Below are 23,104 nucleotides of genomic sequence, written 5' to 3'. Positions count from 1 at the left end.
GGCTAGCGCAGCGGCAGGGTCGCGACCCAGTCCATGATCGCGTGGACCACCGCGTCGGAGCTCGCCGCCAGCGCCTTGACGCCGCCGGCGCCATCGGCCGACGGGGCCGGCTGCTCGGCCACGAAGGTCTTCTGCCCGACCACGCCGTCGCGGAACACCGTGGCCCGCGCGCGCACCACGCCACGGCTGGCGGTGGCGCTGTCGAACACCTGCTCGAAGTCCAGCAGGTCCACCTTCAGCGCCGGCGTGGCCTTGTCGCCGGTCCAGCCCAGCGCGCCACGGGCGGAGATGGCCTCGCGCATGCGCTCGTCGAACAGCCGCACCGGCGACATCACCCAGCGCTGGGTGGCGTAAGGCTGCAGCCGTTCGGCCTGCGCATAGTGCAGCCGGTAGTAGATGGCATTGCCGTCAAGCCACGCCGGACCGTCGGTGGGAAAGACCCGCAGGGGCGGCAGCGGCGTGGCGGCCGCCGGCGTGGCCGCGGTCGTGGCGACGGCGGGGCCCAGGTCGTAGGTCACCACCGGTTGCGTGTCGGGCACCAGCGAGCAGCCGGCCAGTACGGCGCCGATGGCCAGCGCCGCGAGCGCGGCCCGCGCGCGGCGGAACGGGGAAAGCAGACGTGTCATGACATGCCTTGAATGAAGTTCGATGGTCCACCCGCGTGGGGACCGGATGGCCGACGTGGTGCGCAGTCTCATGGCGATCCTCGTGGCGGCCTTCATGGCGCGCTGAAGCCCGGTTCGCCCGGACCGGGCGGCGTCGCCGAGCCGCCGAACAGCACGCTCTGCGGACTGTCGTTGAACTGGCTGGCGGCGCGGTCCAGCGAGCGCACCGTCTGGCGCGCGTCGCGTGTGAGGCCGTTGATCTGCGGCAGGGTGTCCTCGCCCAGGCTGCCGGCCGCGGTCTGCACCGACTGCGCGGCGCTTTGCAGATCGGTGCCCACGTTGTCGACCGTGCGCAGCAGCGTGCCGTTGGGGCTGCCCAGTTCCTGCGCGAGCCGCCGCGTGGACGCCAGCGTGGCGTTCAGGTTGGCGGTGACCTGGGGCAGGTCGCGCACGGCCGGCTCCAGCCGGCGCGCGAGGCGCGCGTAGTCGTCGGCCGCTTCCTTGACCGAGCGAATCGTCGTCATGACCTCGCGGCGGTTCTCGCCCTGGAACATGTCGTTGATCGAGGTCATCAGCATCTCGGCCTGCGTCAGCAGCGTATCCCCACGCTTTTCCAGTTGCTCCAGGAAGCCGGGGCGCATCGTGATCTGCGCGACCGCGCGCTCGGAAGTGGCCAGCGGCGGGGACGGCGCATTGCTGCCTTCCTGCGCGGCGGTGTCGTCCAGTTGCACGTAGGCGATGCCGGTCACGCCCTGAAAGCCCAGCGTGGCGTAGGTCGTACGCGTGATCGGCGCGTTCTTGTCGACGCTGATGCGCACGATGATCTGGCCGGGCACGGACGGATCGAAGCGGATCGAGACGACCTTGCCGACGTCGAGGCCGCGATACTTGACGTCGGCCTGGGGGCCGAGGCCGTTGACGGTGGAGCGGGTCACCAGGTCGAACGGCACGCGCTCGGTATGGTCGGTGCTGAACCAGAAGATCGCCGCCGCGGTCAGCACCACCAGGCCGATGGTGAAGACGCCCGCGAGGAAGGCGTTGGACTTGTTTTCCATTACATCTCTCCAGACTGCCCGTCGCCGGGCATCGGGCTCGCCGGCGAGGGCAGGGCCTGCAGCGCGCGCTGGCCGCGCTCGCCGAGAAAATATTCGTGGATGAAGGGATGGTCGACCTTCACCAGTTGCGGCAGCGGCAGCGCCGCCAGCACCTTGCGGTCGGCCAGCACGGCGACGCGGTCCGACAGCGCGACCAGGGTGTCCAGGTCGTGCGTCACCATTACCACCGTCAGTCCCAGTTCGCGGCGCAGGTCGCGGATCAGCGCCACATAGTCGTCGGAGGCCATCGGATCCAGGCCCGCCGTGGGCTCGTCCAGGAACACGAGCTCCGGCTCCAGCGCCAGCGCCCGGGCCAGCGCCACGCGCTTGACCATGCCGCCGGACAGGTCCGCCGGCATCTTGTCCGCGTCCTTGGCGGACAGGCCGACCAGCTCGAGCTTGAGCAGCGACGCCTCGCAGATCAGATTGTCGGGCAGGCAGCGAAGTTCACGCAGCGGCAGCGCGATATTGTCGAGCACCGACAGCGCCGAGAACAGCGCGCCGCGCTGGAACTGCATGCCCCAGCGGTTGCGCATCGACTGGCGCTCGCGCGCGCCGAGCCGGGTCGCGTCCTCGCCGAACAGGCGGATGGTGCCGGAGGTGGGCCGCTCCAGTCCGACGATCTGCCGCAGCAGCACCGTCTTGCCGGTGCCCGATCCTCCCACGATGGACAGCACCTCGCCGCGGTACACGTCGAGGTTCAGATGGTCGTGCACCACGGCCTTGCCGAAGCGCTTGACCAGGTCGCGTACCTCGATGATGGTGTCTGCCGGCATGCGGCCGGTGTCCGCGCTCATATGCCGACGTTCCGGAACAGGATGGCGAAGATGGCGTCGGCCACGATCACCATCGTGATGGAGGTGACCACCGACGCGGTGGTGCCTTCGCCCAGGCTCTGGGTATTGGGCTTGATGCGCAGCCCGAAGTGGCAGGCGGTCAGCGCGATCAGGATGCCGAACGCCACGCCCTTGCCCAGGCCGAACCACAGATTGGCCACCGGCACCGCTTCCGGCAGCTCGCGCAGGAAGAACGTGGCGCTGATGCCCAGTTGCAGCCGCGCGGCCATGATGCCCCCGGCGAGCGCCATCAGGTCCGTCCAGAACACCAGCAGCGGCATCGCGATCGACAGCGCCACCACGCGCGGCATGATCAGGCGGAAGCCGTGCGGAATGCCCATCACGCGCATCGCGTCCAGTTCCTCCGTGACCCGCATCACGCCGATCTGCGCCGTGATGGCCGAACCCGAGCGGCCCGCGACCAGGATCGCGGCCAGCACCGGGCCGAGTTCGCGGATCACCGCCATGCCCAGGATATTGACGATAAAGATGCTGGCGCCGAAGGTGCGCAGCTGGTTGGCAGACAGATAGGCGAGCACGATGCCGATCAGGAAGCCCACCAGCGCCGTGATGCCCAGCGCCTTGTAACCCGCGTTGTAGATGTTCGCCGAGATCTCGCGCCAGGGGCCGCGGCGCGGCGCGGCGGCAAAGCGCAGCAGGTCCAGCATCAGCTGGCCCAGCATGGTGATGCCATTGCCCAGCTGCGACAGCATCGACAGGATCGACGCGCCCAAGAGGGTGATCGGGTTGAAGCGTTCGACCATGCGCTTCTTCCACCCCTGCCGCTGCACCGCCGCGATCCGCTCGATCGTGCGGCGCTGGCCGTCGTTCGCTTCGAGCGCGGCCGGCATCTTCGCGCCCCAACCCTGCCACAGCAGCTGCGCGCCGATATGGTCCAGGCGGCCCATGTCGGCGAGCGACCATCGCGTCCGCTCGCCCGCCAGTTCGCGCAGCTGGCGGCGCAGCTCGAACGCGCAGCGGTCCTCGGTCAGCGACAGGGCGGTCCAGTCGCCTTGCAGGCGTACCGCCGCCGCGCCGTCCTGCCGGGTGACCTCGAGATCTGGCCTCGTATAGCGTTCCAAAGGGTCGGTGATCTGATGAACGAGTGCCGATTCTAAGCCACGCGGGGGGCATCGCGAAGCACCACGGTCGGGCGAAGGGCGGGCGCGGGCGCCACGGCCGTCGCGGCGATCGCCCGCGGGGGCCGCGGCTACAATGCGGGCTGACCGCTTTCCCGCCCCGCTTCCGCGCCTTCCCATGCCAGCCGACCCGCCCGATTTTCAAGCCAATCCAGCCCCTGCGCCGTGGCGCATCGACGCGCCGTCCCTGCGCGCCGCGCTAGGCGGCACCGCGCGCGACTGGCTGCTGGAAATCGTCGACGAAACCGGTTCCACCAATGCGGACCTGTCGCGCGCGGTGCGCGAGGCCGGTTGGGGCGGCGGCGGCCGCGTGCGCGCGGCCTACCGGCAGAGCGCCGGCCGTGGCCGGCAGGGGCGCCCGTGGCAGGGGCAGGCGGGCCTGACCTTCTCGGTGGCGCTGCCCCTGGCGCTGCCGCCGGCGCGGCTGAGCGGACTGAGCCTGGCGGTCGGGCTGGCGCTGGCCGAGGCGCTGGCTGACTTCGAGCCGGCGCTGGGCCGCGCGGTGGGGCTCAAGTGGCCCAACGACCTGCAGATCGACGAACGCAAGTTGGCCGGCATCTTGATCGAGTCGGTGCCGGCCGGGCCCGAACGCGTGTGGGCGGTGATCGGCATCGGCCTGAACCTCGTGCGCGATCCCGCAATGGAGGCCGCACTGGGCCGCGAACTGGCCGGCGTGACGGAGATCGCGACCGGCTTCGACGTCGTGCAAGGGCCTACCGCCTTGCTGGCCGCCGTGCTGAACCGGCTCGCCGCCATGCACGCCGATTTCCTGGCGCAGGGCTTCGGCCCGATGGCGCCACGCTGGTGCGCCCACGATGCCTACCGGGACCAGCCGGTGCGGCTGCTGCATGACGGCCGGCTGCTGGCCCAGGGCATGGCGCGCGGCGTGGATGGCGAGGGCCATCTGCTGCTGGAGACCGATGCCGGTCTGCAGCGCATCGCCAGCGGGGAACTGTCGTTGCGGCCAGCCACGGCGGGCGGCGCGGTTGCCGGGGCGCAGGCATGAGCGCGTCGCCCTCGTCGCCGCTGCTGCTGATCGATATCGGCAATACGCGCCTGAAATGGGCCTGGTGCGATACGCACGCGAACGTGGACGCCGCGGCAGCGCTGCCGACACCGTGGCGCCACGCCAGCGCGGTCGCGCACCACGACGCCGACGCGCTGGCCGCGCAATGGCGGCCGCTGTTGCCGCTGGCCTCGGCGGCCGGCGCGCCACCGGCGGTCTGGATCAGCAACGTGGCCGGTCCCGTGGTGGCCGAGCGTGTCGACGCCGCGCTGGCCGCGGTCTTCGGCGTGCTGCCCGGCATCCATTGGGTGCGCAGCGCCGCCGCGGCGGGCGAACTGGTCAACGGCTACCGGGAACCGACGCAGCTGGGCGTGGACCGCTGGACCGGGAGCGTGGGGGCCCGCGCGTTCCGGCGCGCCGGCCATCTGCTGATCGTCACCGCCGGCACGGCGACCACGCTGGACGTCGTGCTCGCGCAGCCCGATGGCGGCGCGCGCTTCGCCGGCGGACAGATCCTGCCGGGGCTGGAGCTGATGATGAACGCGCTCGCCCGCAATACCGCGCAGCTGCCTGCGGTGGATCCGCAGGACGCGGCGGCCCGGGCGCCCTGGGCCGACAACACGCACGACGCCATCGCCGCGGGTTGCCTCGCCGCCCAGGTGGGCGCCATCGAACGCGCATGGCGGGCGCTGTCAGCGCTCGGACCGGCCCACTGCCTGCTGTCCGGCGGCGCCCGCCACGTGCTGGCGCCCGCGCTGCCGATGCCCTTCGAGATGCATGACAACCTGGTACTGCTGGGCCTGCACGTGATGGCTGGCGCCACGGCTGGCTGACGCCGGGCGCCGGCGCGCGGGAGGTATCTCGCTCAGCCGCCTTGCCGCACCTTGTGCAGCAGCTTGGTGGTGGAGCGGTCGTGCAGGAACGCGATCGCATGCGCCTGCCCGCCCCAGCTGCGGACCACCCGCGTTTCCTCCAGCGTATCGATATCGTAGTCGCCGCCCTTCACATAGATGTCCGGGCGCACTTGCCGAATCAGTTCGACCGGCGTCTGCTCGGTAAACATCACCACCAGGTCCACCGATTCCAGCGCGGCCAACAGCGCCATGCGGTCCGCCTCGCTGTTCAGCGGCCGGTCGTCGCCCTTGCCAAGCATGCGCACCGAAGCGTCGCTGTTGACGCCGACCACGAGGCTCGCACCCATGGCGCGGGCCTGCGCCAGATAGGTGGCATGGCCCCGATGCAGGATGTCGAATACCCCGTTGGTGAAGACCATGGGGCGGGGGAGGGCGGAAAGCTGTCGTTGCAGCGCTTCGGGGTTCCCCGGGGGGACCAGTTTGGATTCGAAATTCGGGGCGGCCATGGTTCCGGTGTGTGGCGCCGGCCGCGATGGAGTCTGGCGGCCGGGATGGGTTTGCGGTCCGCGACAGGGAGGAAATGGCACCGGAGAAAGAGGCAGCCATTGCAGGAAGGGCTGCTACACAGTTCTGGCCAGATCGTGCGCGGAGCCGACGGCTTGGGTTTCCGTCGGACACCGGCATTTTAGGCGACTACGCCGCCGGGGCGGCGCATCGCTCAGACGAGATGACAGAATTCCCGATGGCGCGGCGCGGCAGGCGCGGCGGCGCGGTTCCCGCCTTCGGCCGGTTCCACGGCGATGCCGAACGCGGCCTGGAAGGACAGGTTCAACGCCTCATTGCTCGCGTCTCCACCCAGCGGCCCGGGGCTTCTGCCCGCCGCGCGCGCGGCCACGATGCCCAGCAGGTAGTGCATTCGTCCCGTATAGACGCCGAGGGTTTCCGCCACATCAAGCACATTGGTCCGGCAGGGCCCATCGAGCGTGACGGGTCGGTCGCGGAGCAGACCGACGCGCATCAAGTCGATTGCTGCGGGCGTATAGACGCCGATGTAGCGCAAGTCCTGCGGTATCAGTGCAAACGGCGACTCCTTGCGCATGGCGGGAAAGCGCCGCGCCCAGAATTCGGGAAACGCGATGCCAATCCCAGGTCGGATGTAGGCGAAGTCGTGCACATCGATGATGCCATTCATCAGCCCGATGACCGCCCACTCGTCGAGCAGGAATCTGCGTCCCTCGATAAGGCGTGATGCTTCGGACAGGCCCATCTGCGCCAGGTCATCGTCGCCGGGGCGGAGGGGCCGCGGCTGCGCCAGGAGCTTGAGCGCGTATCTGCACTGCCGCCGGGAGCACTGGCCCGACAGGTAGGCATTGGCCAGCGCCATGATCATGCGAACGGGTATGCGTTCGACCATGTCTTTGTCCACTCCCAGTTCGGCAAGCTGCATCATGGTTTTCGGAGTATTGGGGGAAGGTACGTGGGTCCAGAAATAATCGGCTCGCAACAGCGACGACATCGCGGTCGATGTCACGCTGAGCGCCCGCAGCGATTTACCGTCGGTGCAGAAAATCTTCTTGATCTGGCGCGGGGGCAACGCGGCGAGTACGGTCTCCAGGCCGACACCTGCCTGCTTCGGTGTCCGGCCTGCATGACACCTGGCGCCCTTGGCAAGCGGCCCGGCGGGACCGTCGCGGCTCGCGATTGGCCGGGCGGTCGGTTTGTCCGAACCGTGCGCTGCCCGCTTGATATCGCTGCGGCTGACACGCGTCCCATAGGCGTTCACAGAAACACATTGCTTCATCTTGCGCTCCCGATGAAAGTGGATCCCGCCGGCCTGTACGACGCCCGCTGGAGTTCCTATGCCGGTCGGCTGTGAGGGTCGAAAGCCAGCACCATGGCTACCGTGCATGGCACGTCCCGGGAAAATGCGCCAGTGCCGTCCTTTCGTGCAACCAGCGCAGTGCTGAACTCGATAAAGCTGTGCGACCCCAGTATGTCGTATGCGCATCGGGTGTCTAAAGGGTCGCCGTTCTCGTCCGGAGTCGATACGAAGCGTCCGAAGTCGGTCTTTTTCCATGTGGCCACGACCAGTGCCTCGTCTCCTTGTCGCGTGATGTGGTAGGCCGAGGGGGTGCCATGGCGGTCGCTGAAGTAACCGGGTCCGAGCATGCCCAGAACCGGATTTCCGATTGGGCGTTCGATGAGGGTCTGGGGGGCAGACTGCGTCATCTGCGATGCCAGCCTGCTGACCGAAAGCACCCACTGGGGATCATTGTCCAGCCGGTTAGCCAACTTGCCGACGAACGCCGGCAGCGTCACCGCCAGTGTTTCATCGGTTCTGGCGCTGCCGTACTCGATACCGTCGAGGAAATAAGGGCCGCGGTTGAAGTCCTTCGGCATCTGCTCGTCGACCTCGAAAAGGATGAGCTGGCCATTCACATCGACATGCAATTGTTCGCGTCGAGCCGGATCCAGCACGTCGAAAAACGTCTTCGCCTGCCGCTCCCACATCTCGTCGACGCGCTCCGGCGTCATCTCGCCATAGTTGACGATAGCCCGATAGGGCCGACCGGAATCCGGATCGATGAATACGAACGTCAGGCCATCGATGGCGGCGCTTGCGTCGGTGGTTCTCTCGGTGTCGATCCCGTACGCCCGACGGACAACGGCGGCTGCCTCCAACTGGGCGTCTTCCGGGACCGGCGCGGCTATCTCCTGCGCGCCGCACCTTTCCCGAACACTCTCACGAAGCGCGTCGAAGCATTGACATGTTGCAACGAGCGCTCCGGTGATACCGCCAACGGCGCTGGGCGACGCCCCTTGCAACGGTCCATTGATCGTCACGGGCGCGCCGGTCTTGGGGTCGATCGACTGCTTAGGGGAGAGCTTGATGGCCGACTGCGTCAGCTCGTCCGTGACGGCGTCGTACACCGGATTGCGCAGGTTGGCGTATAGCGCCGAAAGCGCGTCCGGCGCCAGGCCGTCAAGTACTGGTTCGAGCGCCATGCCGATCGTGTCCGCCAAGCGGGCGTAGACCGCGACATTCCTGCTGTCAGCGGCGTCTTCCGGCGCCGCGTCGGTCACGAAGGCCTGCGCGGTGAGCGCCACGCCGGCTTCGACCAGGTCCTTGAAGCACGCGGTGAAGCCGTTGGCATCGACGCTGCTCGCAATGCACAGTTCGATGGCGCGGGCCATCTGCCCGCTGGCTTCCACCGCGTCGGTGCCCGATCCGAAGAGATCGCATTCGCCAAGCTGACGCAACGCATCGGCCCCAAGCAACGGCCCGACGCTCGCGAGCAGCCCCACGTAGGCCATTCGCGTCTCGCTGCCGAACTGGATGTTGCCCGGATCGGCCCTGCCCCCCAGAGCCGGCACACGTTGCAGCTCGGACAGCAAGCGCATATGCCGGACCAGCAAGGCAAGCTTCGACTGCGCCGCCTGCTTCTCGGCGGGATGCTCGCTCGCAAGTCCGGCCCTGAGGTGATCGACGCCTTCCCGGGTCAGATGCCTCTCGACATAGCGCACGGAGGCAGCGCCCTGTCGGTAGCCTTCCGCCTTCATCGCTGCCACGGCGTCGTGAACGACGTCATGGATATGGCCAACGGCGGAGGGCGACAGCTCGCCGCGTTCCGCCCCGCGCGCCAGCATGTCGTGTTCGGCAACCAACGCGTTGGCAAGGCCGCGCACCAACTGCGGCATCTCGCGACGCACGACGGGCGAGAACGCCTTGCCATATGCGTCGATGACGAGATGCAGCTGGTCTTGCTCGGCCGGCGTCAGTGAATGAAGCAGGTGTTTGGGAAGCGCTGTCGGGAACGGCGCACCGTCCGGCGATGCGATGCCGGCGGCGATGGCTTGCAGGCAGCGATGCTGTTGTTTGAAGAAGCCCGCATTGAGCCGGAGCCGGTCGGCGCGCAATGACTCCGGACTTGCCATATAGGTGCGCAGCCACGTTTCGATGTCCAGCAATTCGCGGGCCGCCGGGCCCGCGTTGCCCAGGTCGCGACCATCGAACCAGTCCGTGATCCGGCGCAGCGCCGGCTTGTCGAACTCTGCGAGCGTGGCCTTGATGGTGTCGTGGTATTGCGCCTTTTCCGCGTCGCTCAGACCCTTGCCGCCGCCGGCGTGTCGGGTCAGCTCCGTCAGCGCGCTTCTCAGGTCGGTGGCGGCCGCTTCGCGGTCGCAGACCGCTTGTGCCCGGCCGTCGATCTTGTAGAGCGCCTCACGGAGCGCGGCCTGGAATCGGTCCTGGGAATAGGGGGCCGTATGCAACTGCGCGTCCCGTGCGACCCACTCTTCGTCGACGCACTGCCGCAGCAGCGTGAAGTCCGCCGCGACGGCCGTCGTGTTTCGATCCAGCATCGCAGCCAGAGGCCGCTCGTTGTAGGTGAGCCATTCGTGCAGGTAGGCCAGGTCGCGCCAGTTCAACGACGCCACGCAATTCGCGATGGTGTTGCGATCGGGGGCATCCGGATGATGGCGGCCGACGAACAGCTTGAACAGGTCGACGACTTTCTGCAGCGCCTCATGGAGGCGGATGACCAGAGAGCGGGGCGCCGCCTCGTCCTTGGGCACCTTGTTGGTCAGTATCAGATGAATCAGATTTTGCGCGCGCTCGTATCGCGGCTTGTCGACCGGGCCGACGTCGTACACGCGCTTGGTCAGCGCAAGGGAAGTGGGGGTGAGCGAAGCGGGAGGTACTGGCATGGCAATCCGGATGGTGGCGGCGCGGAACGAACCTCGTCGCGCAGGCAGTCTGGCGAACAAGGAGACTGCTTTGTAGCCGTCTTCGGCGCCGATCGCTCCGGATTTCGCATGCGCTCTTTCGACTTTGGTCGCTCCCCACCGGCTTGGTGGCCGGGGGGCGTTGCGGGGCCAGAAAAACAAAAAACCCCATCCGGGGGATGGGGTTCGTGGGTACTGCGTTGGGGCGGGTTGGCGCCGGCTCAGATCTCCGCCGGTTGCGCACCGCCGGCCGCCTGCAGCCGCGCGTTCAGTTCCTTGCGATACCGGTTCAGGTCCTGCACGGTTTCGAAGGTCCGCTCGAACAGCAGCGACATATTGTGCAGGATGCGCTCGATCACCTTCTTCTCCCAGCCCTCGTCGAAGCGGATCTGCGTATCGAGCCAGTGCTCGAGCCAGTCCGGATCCGGCAGGCGGGACTGCACGGTGTCGTTCGGGAACAGCGACTTGTTCACGTGCAGGTTGGTCGGGTGCAGCGGCTTCTCGGTGCGGCGCGCCGAGGCCATCAGCACGCCGATCTTGGCGAATGCCGAGCGCGCGCTGTCGCCGAACTGGTTCAGGTACTTCTTCATGTAGCGCAGGTAGGCGCCGCCATGGCGGGCTTCGTCCTGCGACAGCGTGCGGTAGATATGCTTGATCACCGGTTCGGTGTGCCATTCGGCGGCACGGCGATACCAGTGGTTCAGGCGGATCTCCCCGCAGAAATGGAGCATCAGCGTTTCGAGCGGCGGCGCAGGATCGAATTCGAAGCGCACCGCGTGCAGTTCCTCTTCGGTCGGCACCAGGTCGGGGCGGAAGCGGCGCAGGTATTCCATCAATACCAGCGAGTGTTTCTGCTCCTCGAAGAACCAGATGCTCATGAATGCCGAAAAGTCGGAATCGTGGCGGTTGTCGCGCAGGAACATCTCGGTGGCCGGCAATGCGGACCACTCGGTGATGGCATTCATGCGGATGGTCTTGGCCTGGTCGTCGGTGAGCAGGCTGGCGTCGAAGGAATCCCAGGGGATGTCCTTGTCCATGTGCCAGCGCACCGCTTCCAGCGATTTGAACAGTTCGGGGTAGAGCATGGTAAGCCTTTGAAATTACTGGCGGATTCTACCAGATGCGAGTCATTCTTATAGGGCTTTTCCAATCGCCCCAAAGAAGTGAGAACCCGTCGCGGCGCAAAGGTTCGGCGCTTATCCGTCCCTTGCCCGCAATATCGTGCGTCCGGTGAGTCCGACCCGACTTTACCGGCGGCAAAAGCCACGCAAGCGGAGCTTGCCCCGCCGCGCCGGGTCTGCCCTGCGAGGGCGCGGCGGAATCAGCTTTTGCCGCCGTCCGGGCCTGCGCGCCTGGCGCGGCCTTTCCCGGCGCCCTCGTTGCCCGCCGTACCGGCGGACTTGGCGCCTGCCTTGCCGCTGCGGCCGTTGGCGCTGCCGTTGTTGGCGCCTTTCGCGCCGGCCTTCGCGCCGGCCGCCTTCTTCGCGGGCGCGCGCTTGGCCGCCGGCTGCCCCGTCGGGCCGGTTCCCGACGGGACTGGCGCCTCCGTCGCGCCGCCGCCGGGTACGCCGAAGCCGCCCATGTTGCCAAGCGACGCGAGGCTGGCGGCCGCGGCGGTACTCGCGATCTGGTTGAACTGCTGCTGGACCATGTCCCACCACAGGTTGGCATGGGCGGCCGGTTCGGGCGCGGCGGAGGCGCCCGCGGTGGCGCCGGCACCGGCCGCCTCCCCGGCAGACGAGGGCTCGAACGGGGGCTGGCCCGGAATGGGTTCTTCCTCGTCCTCCTCGTTATTGTCGGCGTCGGGATCGTGGCCCGCCGCCGACGGCTGCGCCGGCTCCGGGCGGGTGTCCCGGCGGGGCGGCGAGGCGCTCGGCGCGTTGGCCGCGCGCGCCACGTTTTCCATCGCGCTCTGCATGGCTTCCGGAGACAGCGCGTTGCCGAAGGTCTTGAGCGCGACCAGCGTGGCGCGCTGCACCTCCAGGCCCTGGATGGTGGTGCGCAGCAGGTTGGTGTTCAACTGCAGCCAGCTCTCCACCGTCTTCAGTTCCTGGATGCGCCTGTCCACTTCCTCCAGGTCCATCGGCGGGGTCATCGACGAGAGCCCTGGCATCAGGCCGGCGGGCATGCCCGCGGCGTTGCCCCACATCTTGCGCAGGAACTCGAAGCCGTCGTTGAAATCGGGAATCTGTCCAAACATGGTGTCGCCTCCGGTGCCGTGGCGCGCGGATGCGCGGCCGTGGGTCTGTCTGCCTGACTGCTTGTGCCAGCCATGCTGCGGTCCTGCGCCTGTCGCCGCTACTTCGCCGTCAGTCGAAGCGCGGCGGCCGCTTTTCCCGCAGGCTCGCCATGCCCTCGTGCACATCCGGCCCGGCGAAGCCCATGAATTCGAGCGCCAGCGAGGTATCGAAGGCGGGGCCCGCCATCCGCAGCCAGTTGTTCAGCGCGTACTTGGTCCAGCGGATTGCGCTTTGCGATCCGGCGGCCAGCCGGTTGGCGACCTCGAAGGCCTTGCCGACCAGCTCGCCCTCGTCCACCGCCAGCGATACCAGGCCGATGCGCTCGGCCTCTTCGCCGCTGACCGACTCGCATAGCATCAGATAGTACTTGGCCTTCGCCATCCCGCACAGCAGCGGCCACACGATGGCGGCGTGGTCGCCGGCCGCCACGCCCAGCCGGGTATGGCCATCGACGATGCGGGCGGTGCGCGCGGCGATCGAGATATCGGCGAGCAGTCCCGCCACCAGGCCCGCGCCGACCGCCGGCCCGTGCATGGCGGACACCACGGGCTTGTCGCAGTTGACGAGGTTGTAGACGAGGTCGCGCGCCTCGTGCCAGACGCGCGTGCGGGTGGCGAAGTCGTTGGACATTTCCTCGACCAGCGCCAGGTCGCCTCCCGCGGAGAAGCCCTTGCCCTCGCCGCGGATCAGCGCGACGCGCACGTCGGGGTCGGCAGAGACGTCGCGCCAGATTTCCGCCAGTTCGCGATGCATGTTGGCATCCGCGGTGGCGAGTTTCTGGTTGGCCGACTGCGCGGCGCCCATGACGATTTCGAGGATGGGCCCGTGCTGGCGCAGGGTCAGCGCGCTGTAGCGCGCATAGCGCGGCGAGAGCGGGGACGACGGGGAGGGGGACGGTGCGGAGGCAGGCGTGGCGGTCATCGGAGGGGCTGGCGCGAGCCAGTTCGGTCGACGGCGTAGTGGGACCGGGCCTAGCGGCACGGCGCGGGAATCGGACCGGCGACTGCTTTCGCCGACCGATCGGTCGGCAAATTATATGCAATCCCCGGGCCGCCTCAACGCCGTGTTTCCCCCAACGCGGCGTCCCGTGCCTGGACTTACGCCGGCGGGGCCACCACCTGGTCGATGGCGCCGAAGATGCTGCGCCCCTGCGCGTCCAGCATCTCGATCCGGACCGCGTCGCCGTACTTCATGAATTCGGTGACCGGCTTGCCGCCGTCGATCGTCTCCAGCGTCCGCTTCTCTGCGATGCAGGCGTATCCCTTGCCGCGATCCACGTTGGAGATGGTTCCCGAGCCGACGATGCTGCCGGCGCGCGCATTGCGCGTCTTGCACAGATGGGCGATCAACTGGCCGAAGTCGAACACCATGTCGGTGCCGCAGTCCGGCGTGCCGACCTTCTTGCTGTTCCACCAGATCGACAGCGGCAGATGCACCTTGCGATCGCGCCAGGCGTCGCCCAGTTCGTCGGGGGTCACGGCAACCGGCGAGAAGGCGGTGGCCGGCTTGCTCTGGAAGAAGCCGAAGCCCTTGGACAGTTCGGCGGGAATCAGATTGCGCAGCGAGACATCGTTGACGAGCACCACCAGCCGGATGCTCTCCGCGGCCTGCTCCGGCGTCGCCCCCATGCGCACGTCGCCCGTGATAACCGCCACCTCGCCCTCGAAGTCGATGCCGTAGCTCTCGCTGGCGCAGACGATATCGTCCTGCGGGCCGATGAAGTCGTCGGAGCCGCCCTGGTACATCAGCGGGTCGGTCCAGAACTCGGGCGGCATCTCGGCGCCGCGCGCCTTGCGCACCAGTTCGACGTGGTTGACGTAGGCCGAGCCGTCGGCCCACTGGTACGCGCGCGGCAGCGGCGCCATGCAGTGCTTCGGATCGAACGCGAAGGGGTGGCGCGCGCGGCCGGCGTTGAGCGCGTCGTACAGGTCCTGCAGCTGGGGCGCGTAGAAGGACCAGTCGTCCAGCACGGTCTGCAGCTTGCCGGCGATGTCGGTGGCGTAGTGCGCGGTCTTCAGGTCGCGCGACACGACCACGAGCTGGCCGTCGCGGGAGCCGTCCTTGAGGGTGGCGAGTTTCATCGATGTTCCTGCGTCATGACGGGGCCGGCGGCGCGCCGGCGCTGGTAGGCCGCTAGTCTACCCGTGATGCGGCGCCGCATTTTCGCGGTGGGGCCGCCGGACGAAGCGCGCGGGGCTTAAAAATTGGTAAATTCATTTCGCTATAGTAAATTGGTCCCGCCGCTCCCGGCCACGCCGGCCCGGGCCGCGCCAACCGAAAGACCCCGCATGACAGAACCAGACGACGACGACTCCAGGCTGCGCTCCGGCATCCAGTCCATCGAGGTAGGCTTCAAGCTGTTGCAGGCGCTCGCCGCCTCGCCGCGCGCGATGATGCTGCGCGATCTGGCGGCCGCCGCCGACATGAATCCGGCCAAGGCGCACCGCTATCTGGTCAGCTTCCAGCGCCTGGGCGTGGTCGCCCAAGACCCCGTGGGCGGGCGCTACGATCTCGGGCCGTTCGCGCTGCAGCTGGGCCTGGCGGGGCTGAACCGGCTGGACCCCGTGAAGAAGGCGCGGCCCATCCTGTCGCAACTGCGGGACGAAATCGACCAGACGGCGGGCATCGCGGTATGGGGCAACCATGGCCCCACCATCGTGCACTGGGAAGAGTCGAGCCATCCCGTGACCGTCAGCCTGCGCCTGGGCGATGTCATGCCCATGCTCAATTCGGCCACCGGCCGCCTGTTCGGCGCCTATCTGCCGCGCCGCCAGACGCTGCCGCTGATCGAGCGCGAGCTGCGGGAACGCCAGCAGGACGAGGTGCCCGACCTGCCCCGCACCTTGGCCGACTACGATGCCGTCTGCGCGGACGTGCGTGCGCACGGCGCGGCGCGCATCCGCGGCGGGGTGCTGCCCGGTATCAACGCGATCTCGATGCCGGTGTTCGATGCCAACGGCCATGTGGCGATGGCATTGATCGTGCTCGGCGCCCAGAGCGTGTTCGATGCAGAATGGGGCGGCGCGGTGGACCGCCGCGTGCGCGCCATCGCGCAACAGATCTCGACGGAACTTGGATACCTTGGCGGGCAAACGCCGGCCGGAGACGCCGGCCACTCCTGAAGGCAAGACCGGGCGCCGCCTGCGCTGGGCGGTGGCGATCGCGCTCGTGGTGGGCGCCCATCTGCTGGTCTGGGTCGGCCTCGTGCGCATGCCCGGCCCTGCGCTGCCCCTCGCCCCGGACCTGCCGGTGCTGGAGGCCATCCTCGTGCCGCCGCAGCCGGTCGCCGTGCCGCCGCCCCGGCCCCGGCCGCCGCCCAAGGCCACGAGGCCGGCCCCTCCCGCGCCGGCGCCCGAACCCGACGCCGCGCCGCCGCTCGCCACCTCCGAAGGCGGCGATACCACCACGGCCGCCGGCAGCGGCGGCGAGGGCACGGCGCCGGCCGCCCCGCCCGGACCGCCCGCGGCGCCTGCGGCAGGCGCCCCGCAGGAGCCGGCCGCACCCGCGCTGCGCTACGCCGCGCCGCCGTCCACGACGCTGCGCTACGCCAGCTTCGTCAACGGCGTGCAGAACCCGGACGGCAATATCCAGTGGGAGCAGGGCGGCGGCCGCTACCGGCTGTCCGTCGAAATGCGCATGCTCTGGTTCCGCTTCGCCTTTCGCAGCGAGGGCGCGCTGGATGAGCGCGGTCTCGCGCCCGAGCGCTACGAGGAGGAGCGGCGCAAGCGCAAGCAGGCGGTGCGCTTCGATCGCGCGGCGCGCACCCTGGTCTTCGAGGCGGCCGGACGGCAGGAGCCGCTGCCCGAGGGCGTGCAGGACCGCTTCAGCGTGTTCCTGCAACTGGTGGGACTGGTGCGCGGCAACCCGCAGCGCTATGCCACGCCGGGCGTCACCGAAACGTTTCAGGTGGCCGATACGCGTGACCTGGAACCGATGCGCGTGCAGTATGTCGGGGAAGAAGAGGTCGATACCGGCAACGGCTTCGTGCGCGCCCGGCATTTCATCCGGTTGCCGCGCCGCGCCGACGACCACCGCCGGGTCGAGGTCTGGCTGGCCGAGGCGGTGGGCTGGATGCCGGTCAAGCTGCGCCAGACCGAACCCGATGGCACGCAGATCGACCTGATACTGCGCGGCGGCTAGCGCGTCGCGGTCCCATTCACGTCTTCCCGTCAGGAGCCGTCATGACCAGCAATCTGCCCCCCTTCGAAACGCGCCGGATTTCCGTCGGCGACATCGAGCTGCAAGTCCGCATCGACGGGGCCGACGGCCCCTGGGTGATCCTGTCCCACGCGCTCGGCGCCGACCACACGCTGTGGGATGCCACCGCCGCGCACCTGGCCGGCCGCTATCGCGTGCTGCGCTATGACATCCGCGGGCACGGCAAGAGCGGCGCGCCTGTCGGTCCGTACACGATGACCCGGCTGGCCGACGATGTGGTCGCGCTGATGGATGCGCTCGAAGTGCCGCAGGCGCATTTCGTCGGACTGTCGCTGGGCGGCATGATCGGCCAGACGCTGGGCGTGCGCCATCCCGAACGCCTGCTGTCGCTGACGCTGGCCGACACCACGCGCCGCACGCCGATGGAGGCGCATCCGATGTGGCACGAGCGGATCGGCCATGCGGAAGCGCACGGCATGGCAGGCGTGGTGGACGGCGCCCTGCAGCGCTGGCTGACCGCTCCCTGGCGCGCCAGCCATCCGGACGAGGTCGAGCGCATCCGCCGCATGGTGCTCGCCACGCCGGTCCACGGCTACGTCGGCGCGTGCCTGGCCATTCTCGAATACGACCTGGACCAGGCGATCGGCCGCATCCATTGCCCCACGCTGGTGGTGGTGGGCGAGCAGGACCAGGGCACCCCCGTGGCCGAGGCCGAGGCGATCGCCAGCGCCATTCCCGGGGCGCGGCTGGAGATCGTCCCCGAGGCCGCCCACCTGCCGCCGGTGGAGCAGCCCGCCCGTTTCGGGGAGATCCTCGACGGATTCCTGGGGCGCGCCGCTTGCGGCACGCAGTGTGATACGCCGTAATAATTGGCCGGCGCTTTTCTCCGCTGGGCCCAGAACTTGCACGCCATAGAAGTGCCCAATCTGTGGAGGGCGCACCGAATCCGAGTCGTTCCGAAGCCTGGCATGGCTTGAAATCGCTGCAGTCACCCTCAGCTTAGAGGTGAATTTGCGGAAGAAGACCGCTTTTTATCCGGTCGAGCAACAATCAACAAACCACTTCCGCTTGACCCATGACAGCCAGGAGGTTTGCCATGCAGATGATCTACAACAGCGACAACTATTGCATCGTGGAATTCGGTGCCGACGTCGAGCATGCACCTCTCGCTTCCGGCGGCTACGAGATCGTGGACAAGAATCTGAAGCGCGAGATCTTTCTCGGCGGAGAACTGGCCGAGCATTTCCGCGCCGACGTGAAACGTCTGATCGAGAGCGAACCGTCGGTGGAGGAGGTGGATGACTTTCTTGCGAAGTTCGACACCGTGATGACGCATCCCCTGGTCATGCACTGAGCCGCCGCGGTCTTGCCGCTATCCATAAAGAACGACGCCCGCTTCGCGGGCGTTTTTTTCAACCGCGACCGATCGCGGCTTCAATATTGCTCCCAGGGCATGCCGTCGTGCCGCCAGCCGTTGACGGTATTGCGATGGCGCTGCGCATCCAGATCGCCCTCGAAGCCATGCAGCACGTTGTACACATTGGTAAAGCCCGCGCCTTCCAGCGCCTGGGCGGCCGCGTTGGAGCGGTTGCCGCTGCGGCAGATCAGCAGCACGGGACGGGCGGATGCGTGCCCGGCCAGCTTTTTCACCGCCTGCACGAAATGCGGGTTGACCTCCCAGTCCGGTCCGTCGTTCCAGGGCACGTTGTGCGCGCCCTTGGGGTGGCCGACAAACAGATATTCCATTTCGCTGCGGCAGTCGACGAACAGCGCGTCGGGGGCATCGGCAAGGAGCGCCTGGGCGTCGGCGGGAGTGAGGTGTCGCATGGCGTGGCGCCTGGGGCAGGAGGATGGCCCGAGTGTAGGCGCGCCGGCCCTTGCGCCGCAAGCCGCCGCCCCGCGTCCGGCGGGGCCAACTGCTAAAATCGCTGTCTTTTCCCCGTAACGAGCCTTTGCCATGAGCGCCGCCCCGAGTTCCGCCTCCCGCCCCGCCGCGCCAAGTCCGCGCCCCGATGCGCGGCCCTATGCGCGACCCTATACCCGGGCCGCGGTCCTGCCGCGGCTGCTGCGCGAGCGCATCCTGATCCTGGACGGCGCGATGGGCACCATGATCCAGCGCTACAAGCTGGGCGAGGCCGACTACCGGGGCGAGCGCTTCGCCGACCACCACGTCGACGTCAAGGGCAACAACGAATTGCTGGTGCTGACCCGCCCGGCCGTCATCAGCGAGATCCACGAGCAATACCTGGCCGCCGGGGCCGACCTGATCGAGACCAATACCTTCGGCGCCACCCGCGTGGCGCAGGAAGACTACAAGATGGCCGATCTGGCCTACGAGATGAACGTGGAGGCCGCGCGCCTGGCCCGCGCGGCCTGCGACAAGTACAGCACGGCGGACAAGCCCCGCTTCGTCGCCGGCGCCTTCGGGCCCACGCCCAAGACGGCGAGCATCTCCCCCGACGTCAACGACCCGGGCGCGCGCAACGTGACCTTCGAGGAATTGCGCCAGTCCTACTACGAGCAGGGCAAGGGGCTGATGGAAGGCGGCGCGGACGTGTTCCTCGTCGAGACCATCTTCGACACGCTGAACGCCAAGGCCGCGCTGTTCGCCATCGACCAGCTCTTCGAGGACACGGGCGAACGCCTGCCGGTCATGATCTCCGGCACCGTCACCGACGCCTCCGGCCGCATCCTGTCGGGCCAGACCGTGGAGGCGTTCTGGAACAGCCTGCGCCACGCCAGCCCGATTACCTTCGGCCTGAACTGCGCGCTGGGCGCCGCGCTGATGCGTCCCTATGTGGCCGAGCTGGCCAAGGTCTGCGACGCGGCGATCTCGTGCTACCCGAACGCCGGCCTGCCCAACCCGATGAGCGACACCGGCTTCGACGAAACGCCCGATGTCACCTCGTCGCTGGTCGACGAGTTCGCGGCGTCGGGGCTGGTCAACCTGGTTGGCGGCTGCTGCGGCACCACGCCAGAACATATCGCGGCGATCGCTCAGCGCGTGGCCAGCCGCAAGCCGCGCGCCTGGCCGGGCCAGTACCGCGACCCGGACGCTGGCGGCGACAGCCCCGCCGCCGCATGAATCGCCCCGCGCCCCAAGACACAGAATCCGCCATGACCACCGCTACCCTTGCCCCGCGCCCGATGCGCCTTGCCGGCCTCGAGCCGTTTTCCATCGACGAGGGCACGCTGTTCGTCAACGTCGGCGAACGCACCAACGTGACCGGCTCGAAAGCCTTCGCGCGGATGATCCTGAACGGCCAGTTCGACGAGGCGCTGGCGGTCGCGCGCCAGCAGGTCGAGAACGGCGCGCAGATCATCGACATCAACATGGACGAGGCCATGCTGGACTCGAAGGCCGCGATGGTTCGCTTCCTGAACCTGATCGCCTCCGAGCCCGATATCGCGCGCGTGCCGATCATGATCGATTCCTCGAAGTGGGAAGTGATCGAGGCCGGGCTGCAATGCGTGCAGGGCAAGGCGGTGGTCAACTCCATTTCGCTCAAGGAAGGCGAGGAGCAGTTCCGCCACCATGCCGCGCTGATCCGCCGCTATGGCGCGGCCGCCGTGGTGATGGCCTTCGACGAGCAGGGCCAGGCCGATACCTACGCGCGCAAGACCGAGATCTGCAAGCGCAGCTATGACGTGCTGGTCAACGAGGTCGGTTTTCCGCCCGAGGACATCATCTTCGATCCGAACATCTTCGCGGTGGCCACCGGCATCGAGGAACACAACAACTACGCGGTGGACTTCATCGAGGCCACGCGCTGGATCAAGCAGAACCTGCCGTACGCCAAGGTCAGCGGCGGCGTGTCGAACGTGTCGTTCTCGTTCCGCGGCAACGACGTGGTCCGCGAGGCCATCCATACGGTGTTCCTGTACCACGCCATCAAGGCCGGCATGGACATGGGCATCGTCAATGCCGGGCAGCTCGGCGTCTACGATCAGCTCGACCCCGAGCTGCGCGAGCGCGTGGAAGACGTGGTGCTGAACCGCCGGGCCGATTCGACCGACCGGCTGCTGGAGATCGCCGACCGCTTCAAGGGCGGCGGCGCGAAGCGGGAGGAAAACCTGCAGTGGCGCGGCACGCCGGAGGCACCGGTGCCGGTCGCGGACCGCCTCGCGCACGCGCTGGTCCACGGCATCACGACCTTTATCGTCGAGGACACGGAAGAAGCGCGCCAGCAGATCGCCGCGCGCGGCGGCCGGCCCATCGAGGTCATCGAAGGCCCGCTGATGGACGGCATGAACGTGGTCGGCGACCTGTTCGGCGCGGGCAAGATGTTCCTGCCGCAGGTGGTCAAGAGCGCCCGCGTGATGAAGCAGGCCGTGGCCCATCTGCTGCCCTTCATCGAGGAGGAGAAGCGGCTGCTGGTCGAGGCGGGCGGCGAGGTCCGCTCGCGCGGCAAGATCGTGATCGCCACCGTCAAGGGCGACGTGCACGACATCGGCAAGAACATCGTGTCGGTGGTGCTCCAGTGCAACAACTTCGAAGTGGTCAACATGGGTGTGATGGTCCCGTGCAACGAGATCCTGGCCAAGGCCAAGGTCGAGGGCGCGGACATCGTCGGGCTGTCGGGCCTGATCACGCCGTCGCTGGAGGAGATGGCCTATGTGGCCGCCGAGATGCAGCGCGACGACTATTTCCGCATCAAGAAGATTCCGCTGCTGATCGGCGGCGCGACCACCTCGCGCGTGCATACCGCGGTCAAGATCGCGCCGAACTACGAGGGCCCGGTGGTCTACGTGCCGGACGCCTCCCGTTCGGTCAGCGTGGCTTCCAGCCTGCTGTCGGACGAGGGCGCGGCGCGCTACCTGGACGAGCTGAAGACGGACTACGAGCGCATCCGCCACCAGCACGCCAGCAAGAAGGCTACGCCGATGGTGTCGCTGGCCAAGGCGCGCGCCAACAAGACGCCGGTCGACTGGTCTGGCTACGTGCCGCCCAAGCCCCGGTTCGTCGGCCGGCGCGTGTTCCGCAACTACGATCTGGCCGAGCTGGCCGACTATATCGACTGGGCGCCGTTCTTCCAGACGTGGGACCTGGCCGGCAAGTTTCCGGCGATCCTCAACGACGAGATCGTCGGGGAGTCGGCGCGCCGGGTGTTCTCGGACGGCAAGGCGATGCTCTCGCGCATCATCCAGGGCCGCTGGCTGACCGCCAACGGCGTGATCGCACTGCTGCCTGCCAATACGGTCAACGACGACGATATCGAGATCTACACCGACGAGACGCGCAGCGAAGTCGCGCTGACCTGGCACAACCTGCGCCAGCAGAGCGAGCGCGCGGTGATCGACGGCGTGATGCGGCCCAACCGCTGCCTGGCCGACTTCGTTGCGCCCAAGGACAGCGGCATCGCGGACTATGTCGGGCTGTTCGCCGTGACGGCCGGGCTCGGCGTCGAGAAGAAGGAGGCGCAGTTCGAGGCGGACCATGACGACTACAGCGCCATCATGCTCAAGGCGCTGGCCGACCGCTTCGCCGAGGCCTTCGCCGAATGCCTGCACCGGCGGGTGCGCACGGACCTGTGGGGCTATGCGGCGGACGAGGCGCTGTCCAACGACGAGCTCATCGCCGAGTCGTACCGCGGCATCCGACCGGCGCCCGGCTACCCGGCCTGCCCGGAGCACACCGTCAAGCGGCCGATGTTCGAGGTGCTGAACGCCGGCGAGATCGGCATGGCGCTGACCGATGCGCTGGCCATGACGCCGGCGGCCTCGGTCAGCGGTTTCTATCTGTCGCACCCGGACGCGACCTACTTCAGCGTCGGCAAGATCGGGCAGGACCAGCTGGACGACATGGTGGCACGCCGCGGCGAGGAGCGGCGCGAACTGGAGCGGGCGCTGGCGCCGAATCTGTAGGCACCCGGCCCGCCCGGCGGCGGCGCGCAAAGCAAAAGGGACGGCTCGGCCGTCCCTTTTTTTCATGCGGGTTTGACGTTCTGGTGTCAGCCTGACACCGACAGTCCGTGCGACTTGTAAGGACTACAATGCTTCAGTCCGCAGCACACGCTGTCCCGGCGTCCGGGGCGACACCCCACCGACAGGGAGAACTCCATGATTCGCGTTTTGATCGCCGACGATCATCAGATCGTCCGCGCCGGTCTGCGCCAGTTTATTTCCGACGAGCCCGATATCCGCGTCGAGGGCGAAGCCGCCAGCGGCGACGAAGTCATGACGCGGCTGCGCGAGAGCGAGTTCGACGTGGTGGTGCTCGACATCTCGATGCCGGACCGCAACGGCATCGACGTGCTGAAGCTGATCCGCCAACGCTACCCCGACCTGCCCGTGCTGATCCTGTCCACCTACCCGGAGGACCAGTACGCGATCAACCTGATCCGCCAACGCTACCCCGACCTGCCCGTGCTGATCCTGTCCACCTACCCGGAGGACCAGTACGCGATCAACCTGATCCGCGCTGGCGCGTCCGGCTACCTGACCAAG

At 68.1% G+C, this 23,104-nt stretch carries 21 protein-coding genes; 9 read left to right on the top strand and 12 right to left on the bottom strand.

Annotation, left to right across the window (positions count from 1 at the left end; genetic code table 11):
• Positions 1–2 precede the first annotated feature (2 nt).
• From LDO27_RS22190 to LDO27_RS22175, 4 genes are all read right to left on the bottom strand, one after another.
• Positions 3–626: an ABC-type transport auxiliary lipoprotein family protein gene (locus tag LDO27_RS22190; RefSeq protein WP_224044027.1), complete on the bottom strand. Its 624-nt coding sequence runs from the start codon at positions 624–626 to the stop codon at positions 3–5.
• A 92-nt stretch (positions 627–718) separates the two neighbouring features.
• The gene (locus LDO27_RS22185; RefSeq protein ID WP_222202842.1) at positions 719–1,660 is read right to left on the bottom strand and encodes an MlaD family protein; all 942 of its coding nucleotides are present in this window, start codon (positions 1,658–1,660) and stop codon (positions 719–721) included.
• The gene (locus tag LDO27_RS22180) at positions 1,660–2,496 is read right to left on the bottom strand and encodes an ABC transporter ATP-binding protein (RefSeq protein WP_222202837.1); all 837 of its coding nucleotides are present in this window, start codon (positions 2,494–2,496) and stop codon (positions 1,660–1,662) included. Before LDO27_RS22180 ends, LDO27_RS22185 begins: the two co-directional genes overlap by 1 nt.
• Complete coding sequence (locus LDO27_RS22175) at positions 2,493–3,617, bottom strand: MlaE family ABC transporter permease (RefSeq protein ID WP_222202836.1); 1,125 nt, start codon at positions 3,615–3,617, stop codon at positions 2,493–2,495. Before LDO27_RS22175 ends, LDO27_RS22180 begins: the two co-directional genes overlap by 4 nt.
• A 175-nt stretch (positions 3,618–3,792) precedes the next feature.
• Between LDO27_RS22175 and LDO27_RS22170 the strand changes: the two genes are divergently transcribed.
• Both LDO27_RS22170 and LDO27_RS22165 read left to right on the top strand, forming a co-directional pair.
• The gene (locus tag LDO27_RS22170; protein ID WP_224044026.1) at positions 3,793–4,680 is read left to right on the top strand and encodes a biotin--[acetyl-CoA-carboxylase] ligase; all 888 of its coding nucleotides are present in this window, start codon (positions 3,793–3,795) and stop codon (positions 4,678–4,680) included.
• Complete coding sequence (locus tag LDO27_RS22165; RefSeq protein ID WP_224044024.1) at positions 4,677–5,513, top strand: type III pantothenate kinase; 837 nt, start codon at positions 4,677–4,679, stop codon at positions 5,511–5,513. The genes LDO27_RS22170 and LDO27_RS22165 overlap by 4 nt, the downstream gene beginning before the upstream one ends.
• Positions 5,514–5,545: 32 nt before the next feature.
• On the opposite strand, the gene rfaE2 is transcribed toward LDO27_RS22165, so the two are convergent.
• From rfaE2 to LDO27_RS22130, 7 genes are all read right to left on the bottom strand, one after another.
• Positions 5,546–6,040, bottom strand: a complete 495-nt coding sequence (gene rfaE2, locus LDO27_RS22160) for a D-glycero-beta-D-manno-heptose 1-phosphate adenylyltransferase (RefSeq protein ID WP_224044022.1) — start codon at positions 6,038–6,040, stop codon at positions 5,546–5,548.
• 212 nt (positions 6,041–6,252) lie between these two features.
• Positions 6,253–7,335, bottom strand: coding sequence for a hypothetical protein (locus LDO27_RS22155; RefSeq protein ID WP_224044020.1), 1,083 nt, complete (start codon positions 7,333–7,335; stop codon positions 6,253–6,255).
• A gap of 56 nt (positions 7,336–7,391) precedes the next feature.
• Positions 7,392–10,301, bottom strand: coding sequence for a hypothetical protein (locus LDO27_RS22150; protein ID WP_224044018.1), 2,910 nt, complete (start codon positions 10,299–10,301; stop codon positions 7,392–7,394).
• Positions 10,302–10,480: 179 nt separating this feature from the next.
• The gene (locus LDO27_RS22145; RefSeq protein WP_222202824.1) at positions 10,481–11,344 is read right to left on the bottom strand and encodes a ferritin family protein; all 864 of its coding nucleotides are present in this window, start codon (positions 11,342–11,344) and stop codon (positions 10,481–10,483) included.
• Positions 11,345–11,580: 236 nt separating this feature from the next.
• Positions 11,581–12,459 (bottom strand): PhaM family polyhydroxyalkanoate granule multifunctional regulatory protein, encoded by an 879-nt coding sequence (locus tag LDO27_RS22140; RefSeq protein WP_224044017.1) that lies wholly within the window; start codon positions 12,457–12,459, stop codon positions 11,581–11,583.
• A 109-nt stretch (positions 12,460–12,568) separates the two neighbouring features.
• Positions 12,569–13,420 carry an enoyl-CoA hydratase/isomerase family protein gene (locus LDO27_RS22135; protein ID WP_222202822.1) on the bottom strand — a complete coding sequence of 284 codons (852 nt, stop codon included), beginning with the start codon at positions 13,418–13,420 and terminating at the stop codon, positions 12,569–12,571.
• A gap of 176 nt (positions 13,421–13,596) precedes the next feature.
• Entirely contained in the window at positions 13,597–14,580 is a 984-nt protein-coding gene (locus LDO27_RS22130; RefSeq protein ID WP_224044015.1) for a fumarylacetoacetate hydrolase family protein, read from the bottom strand.
• Positions 14,581–14,787: 207 nt separating this feature from the next.
• Here LDO27_RS22130 and LDO27_RS22125 point away from each other — a divergent pair, with 207 nt between their 5' ends.
• The 4 genes from LDO27_RS22125 (at position 14,788) to LDO27_RS22110 (ending at position 18,011) form a co-directional block, all read left to right on the top strand.
• Positions 14,788–15,621, top strand: coding sequence for an IclR family transcriptional regulator (locus LDO27_RS22125; protein WP_222202820.1), 834 nt, complete (start codon positions 14,788–14,790; stop codon positions 15,619–15,621).
• Complete coding sequence (locus LDO27_RS22120; protein WP_224044013.1) at positions 15,581–16,639, top strand: DUF3108 domain-containing protein; 1,059 nt, start codon at positions 15,581–15,583, stop codon at positions 16,637–16,639. The genes LDO27_RS22125 and LDO27_RS22120 overlap by 41 nt, the downstream gene beginning before the upstream one ends.
• A 41-nt stretch (positions 16,640–16,680) precedes the next feature.
• The gene (gene pcaD, locus LDO27_RS22115) at positions 16,681–17,523 is read left to right on the top strand and encodes a 3-oxoadipate enol-lactonase (protein ID WP_224044010.1); all 843 of its coding nucleotides are present in this window, start codon (positions 16,681–16,683) and stop codon (positions 17,521–17,523) included.
• Positions 17,524–17,753: 230 nt separating this feature from the next.
• A complete protein-coding gene (locus tag LDO27_RS22110; RefSeq protein WP_222202817.1) occupies positions 17,754–18,011 on the top strand; it encodes a BTH_I0359 family protein in 258 nt (85 codons plus the stop codon).
• An 80-nt stretch (positions 18,012–18,091) separates the two neighbouring features.
• Here LDO27_RS22110 and LDO27_RS22105 read toward each other — a convergent pair whose 3' ends face one another.
• Complete coding sequence (locus LDO27_RS22105; protein ID WP_222202816.1) at positions 18,092–18,484, bottom strand: rhodanese-like domain-containing protein; 393 nt, start codon at positions 18,482–18,484, stop codon at positions 18,092–18,094.
• 130 nt (positions 18,485–18,614) lie between these two features.
• Here LDO27_RS22105 and LDO27_RS22100 point away from each other — a divergent pair, with 130 nt between their 5' ends.
• The 3 genes from LDO27_RS22100 to LDO27_RS22090 form a co-directional block, all read left to right on the top strand.
• Positions 18,615–19,742, top strand: a complete 1,128-nt coding sequence (locus LDO27_RS22100) for a homocysteine S-methyltransferase family protein (RefSeq protein ID WP_222202815.1) — start codon at positions 18,615–18,617, stop codon at positions 19,740–19,742.
• 32 nt (positions 19,743–19,774) lie between these two features.
• Positions 19,775–22,522, top strand: coding sequence for a methionine synthase (metH, locus tag LDO27_RS22095; RefSeq protein WP_224044009.1), 2,748 nt, complete (start codon positions 19,775–19,777; stop codon positions 22,520–22,522).
• 195 nt (positions 22,523–22,717) lie between these two features.
• The coding region (locus LDO27_RS22090; RefSeq protein ID WP_224044008.1) for a response regulator at positions 22,718–23,104 on the top strand (387 nt) is incomplete at its 3' end.

The organism is Cupriavidus respiraculi (assembly GCF_914271545.1).
Taxonomy (GTDB): Bacteria; Pseudomonadota; Gammaproteobacteria; order Burkholderiales; family Burkholderiaceae; genus Cupriavidus; species Cupriavidus respiraculi.
The sequence above is the reverse complement of the archived record's forward strand: the minus strand, read 5'-3'. Positions and strand labels throughout refer to the sequence as shown.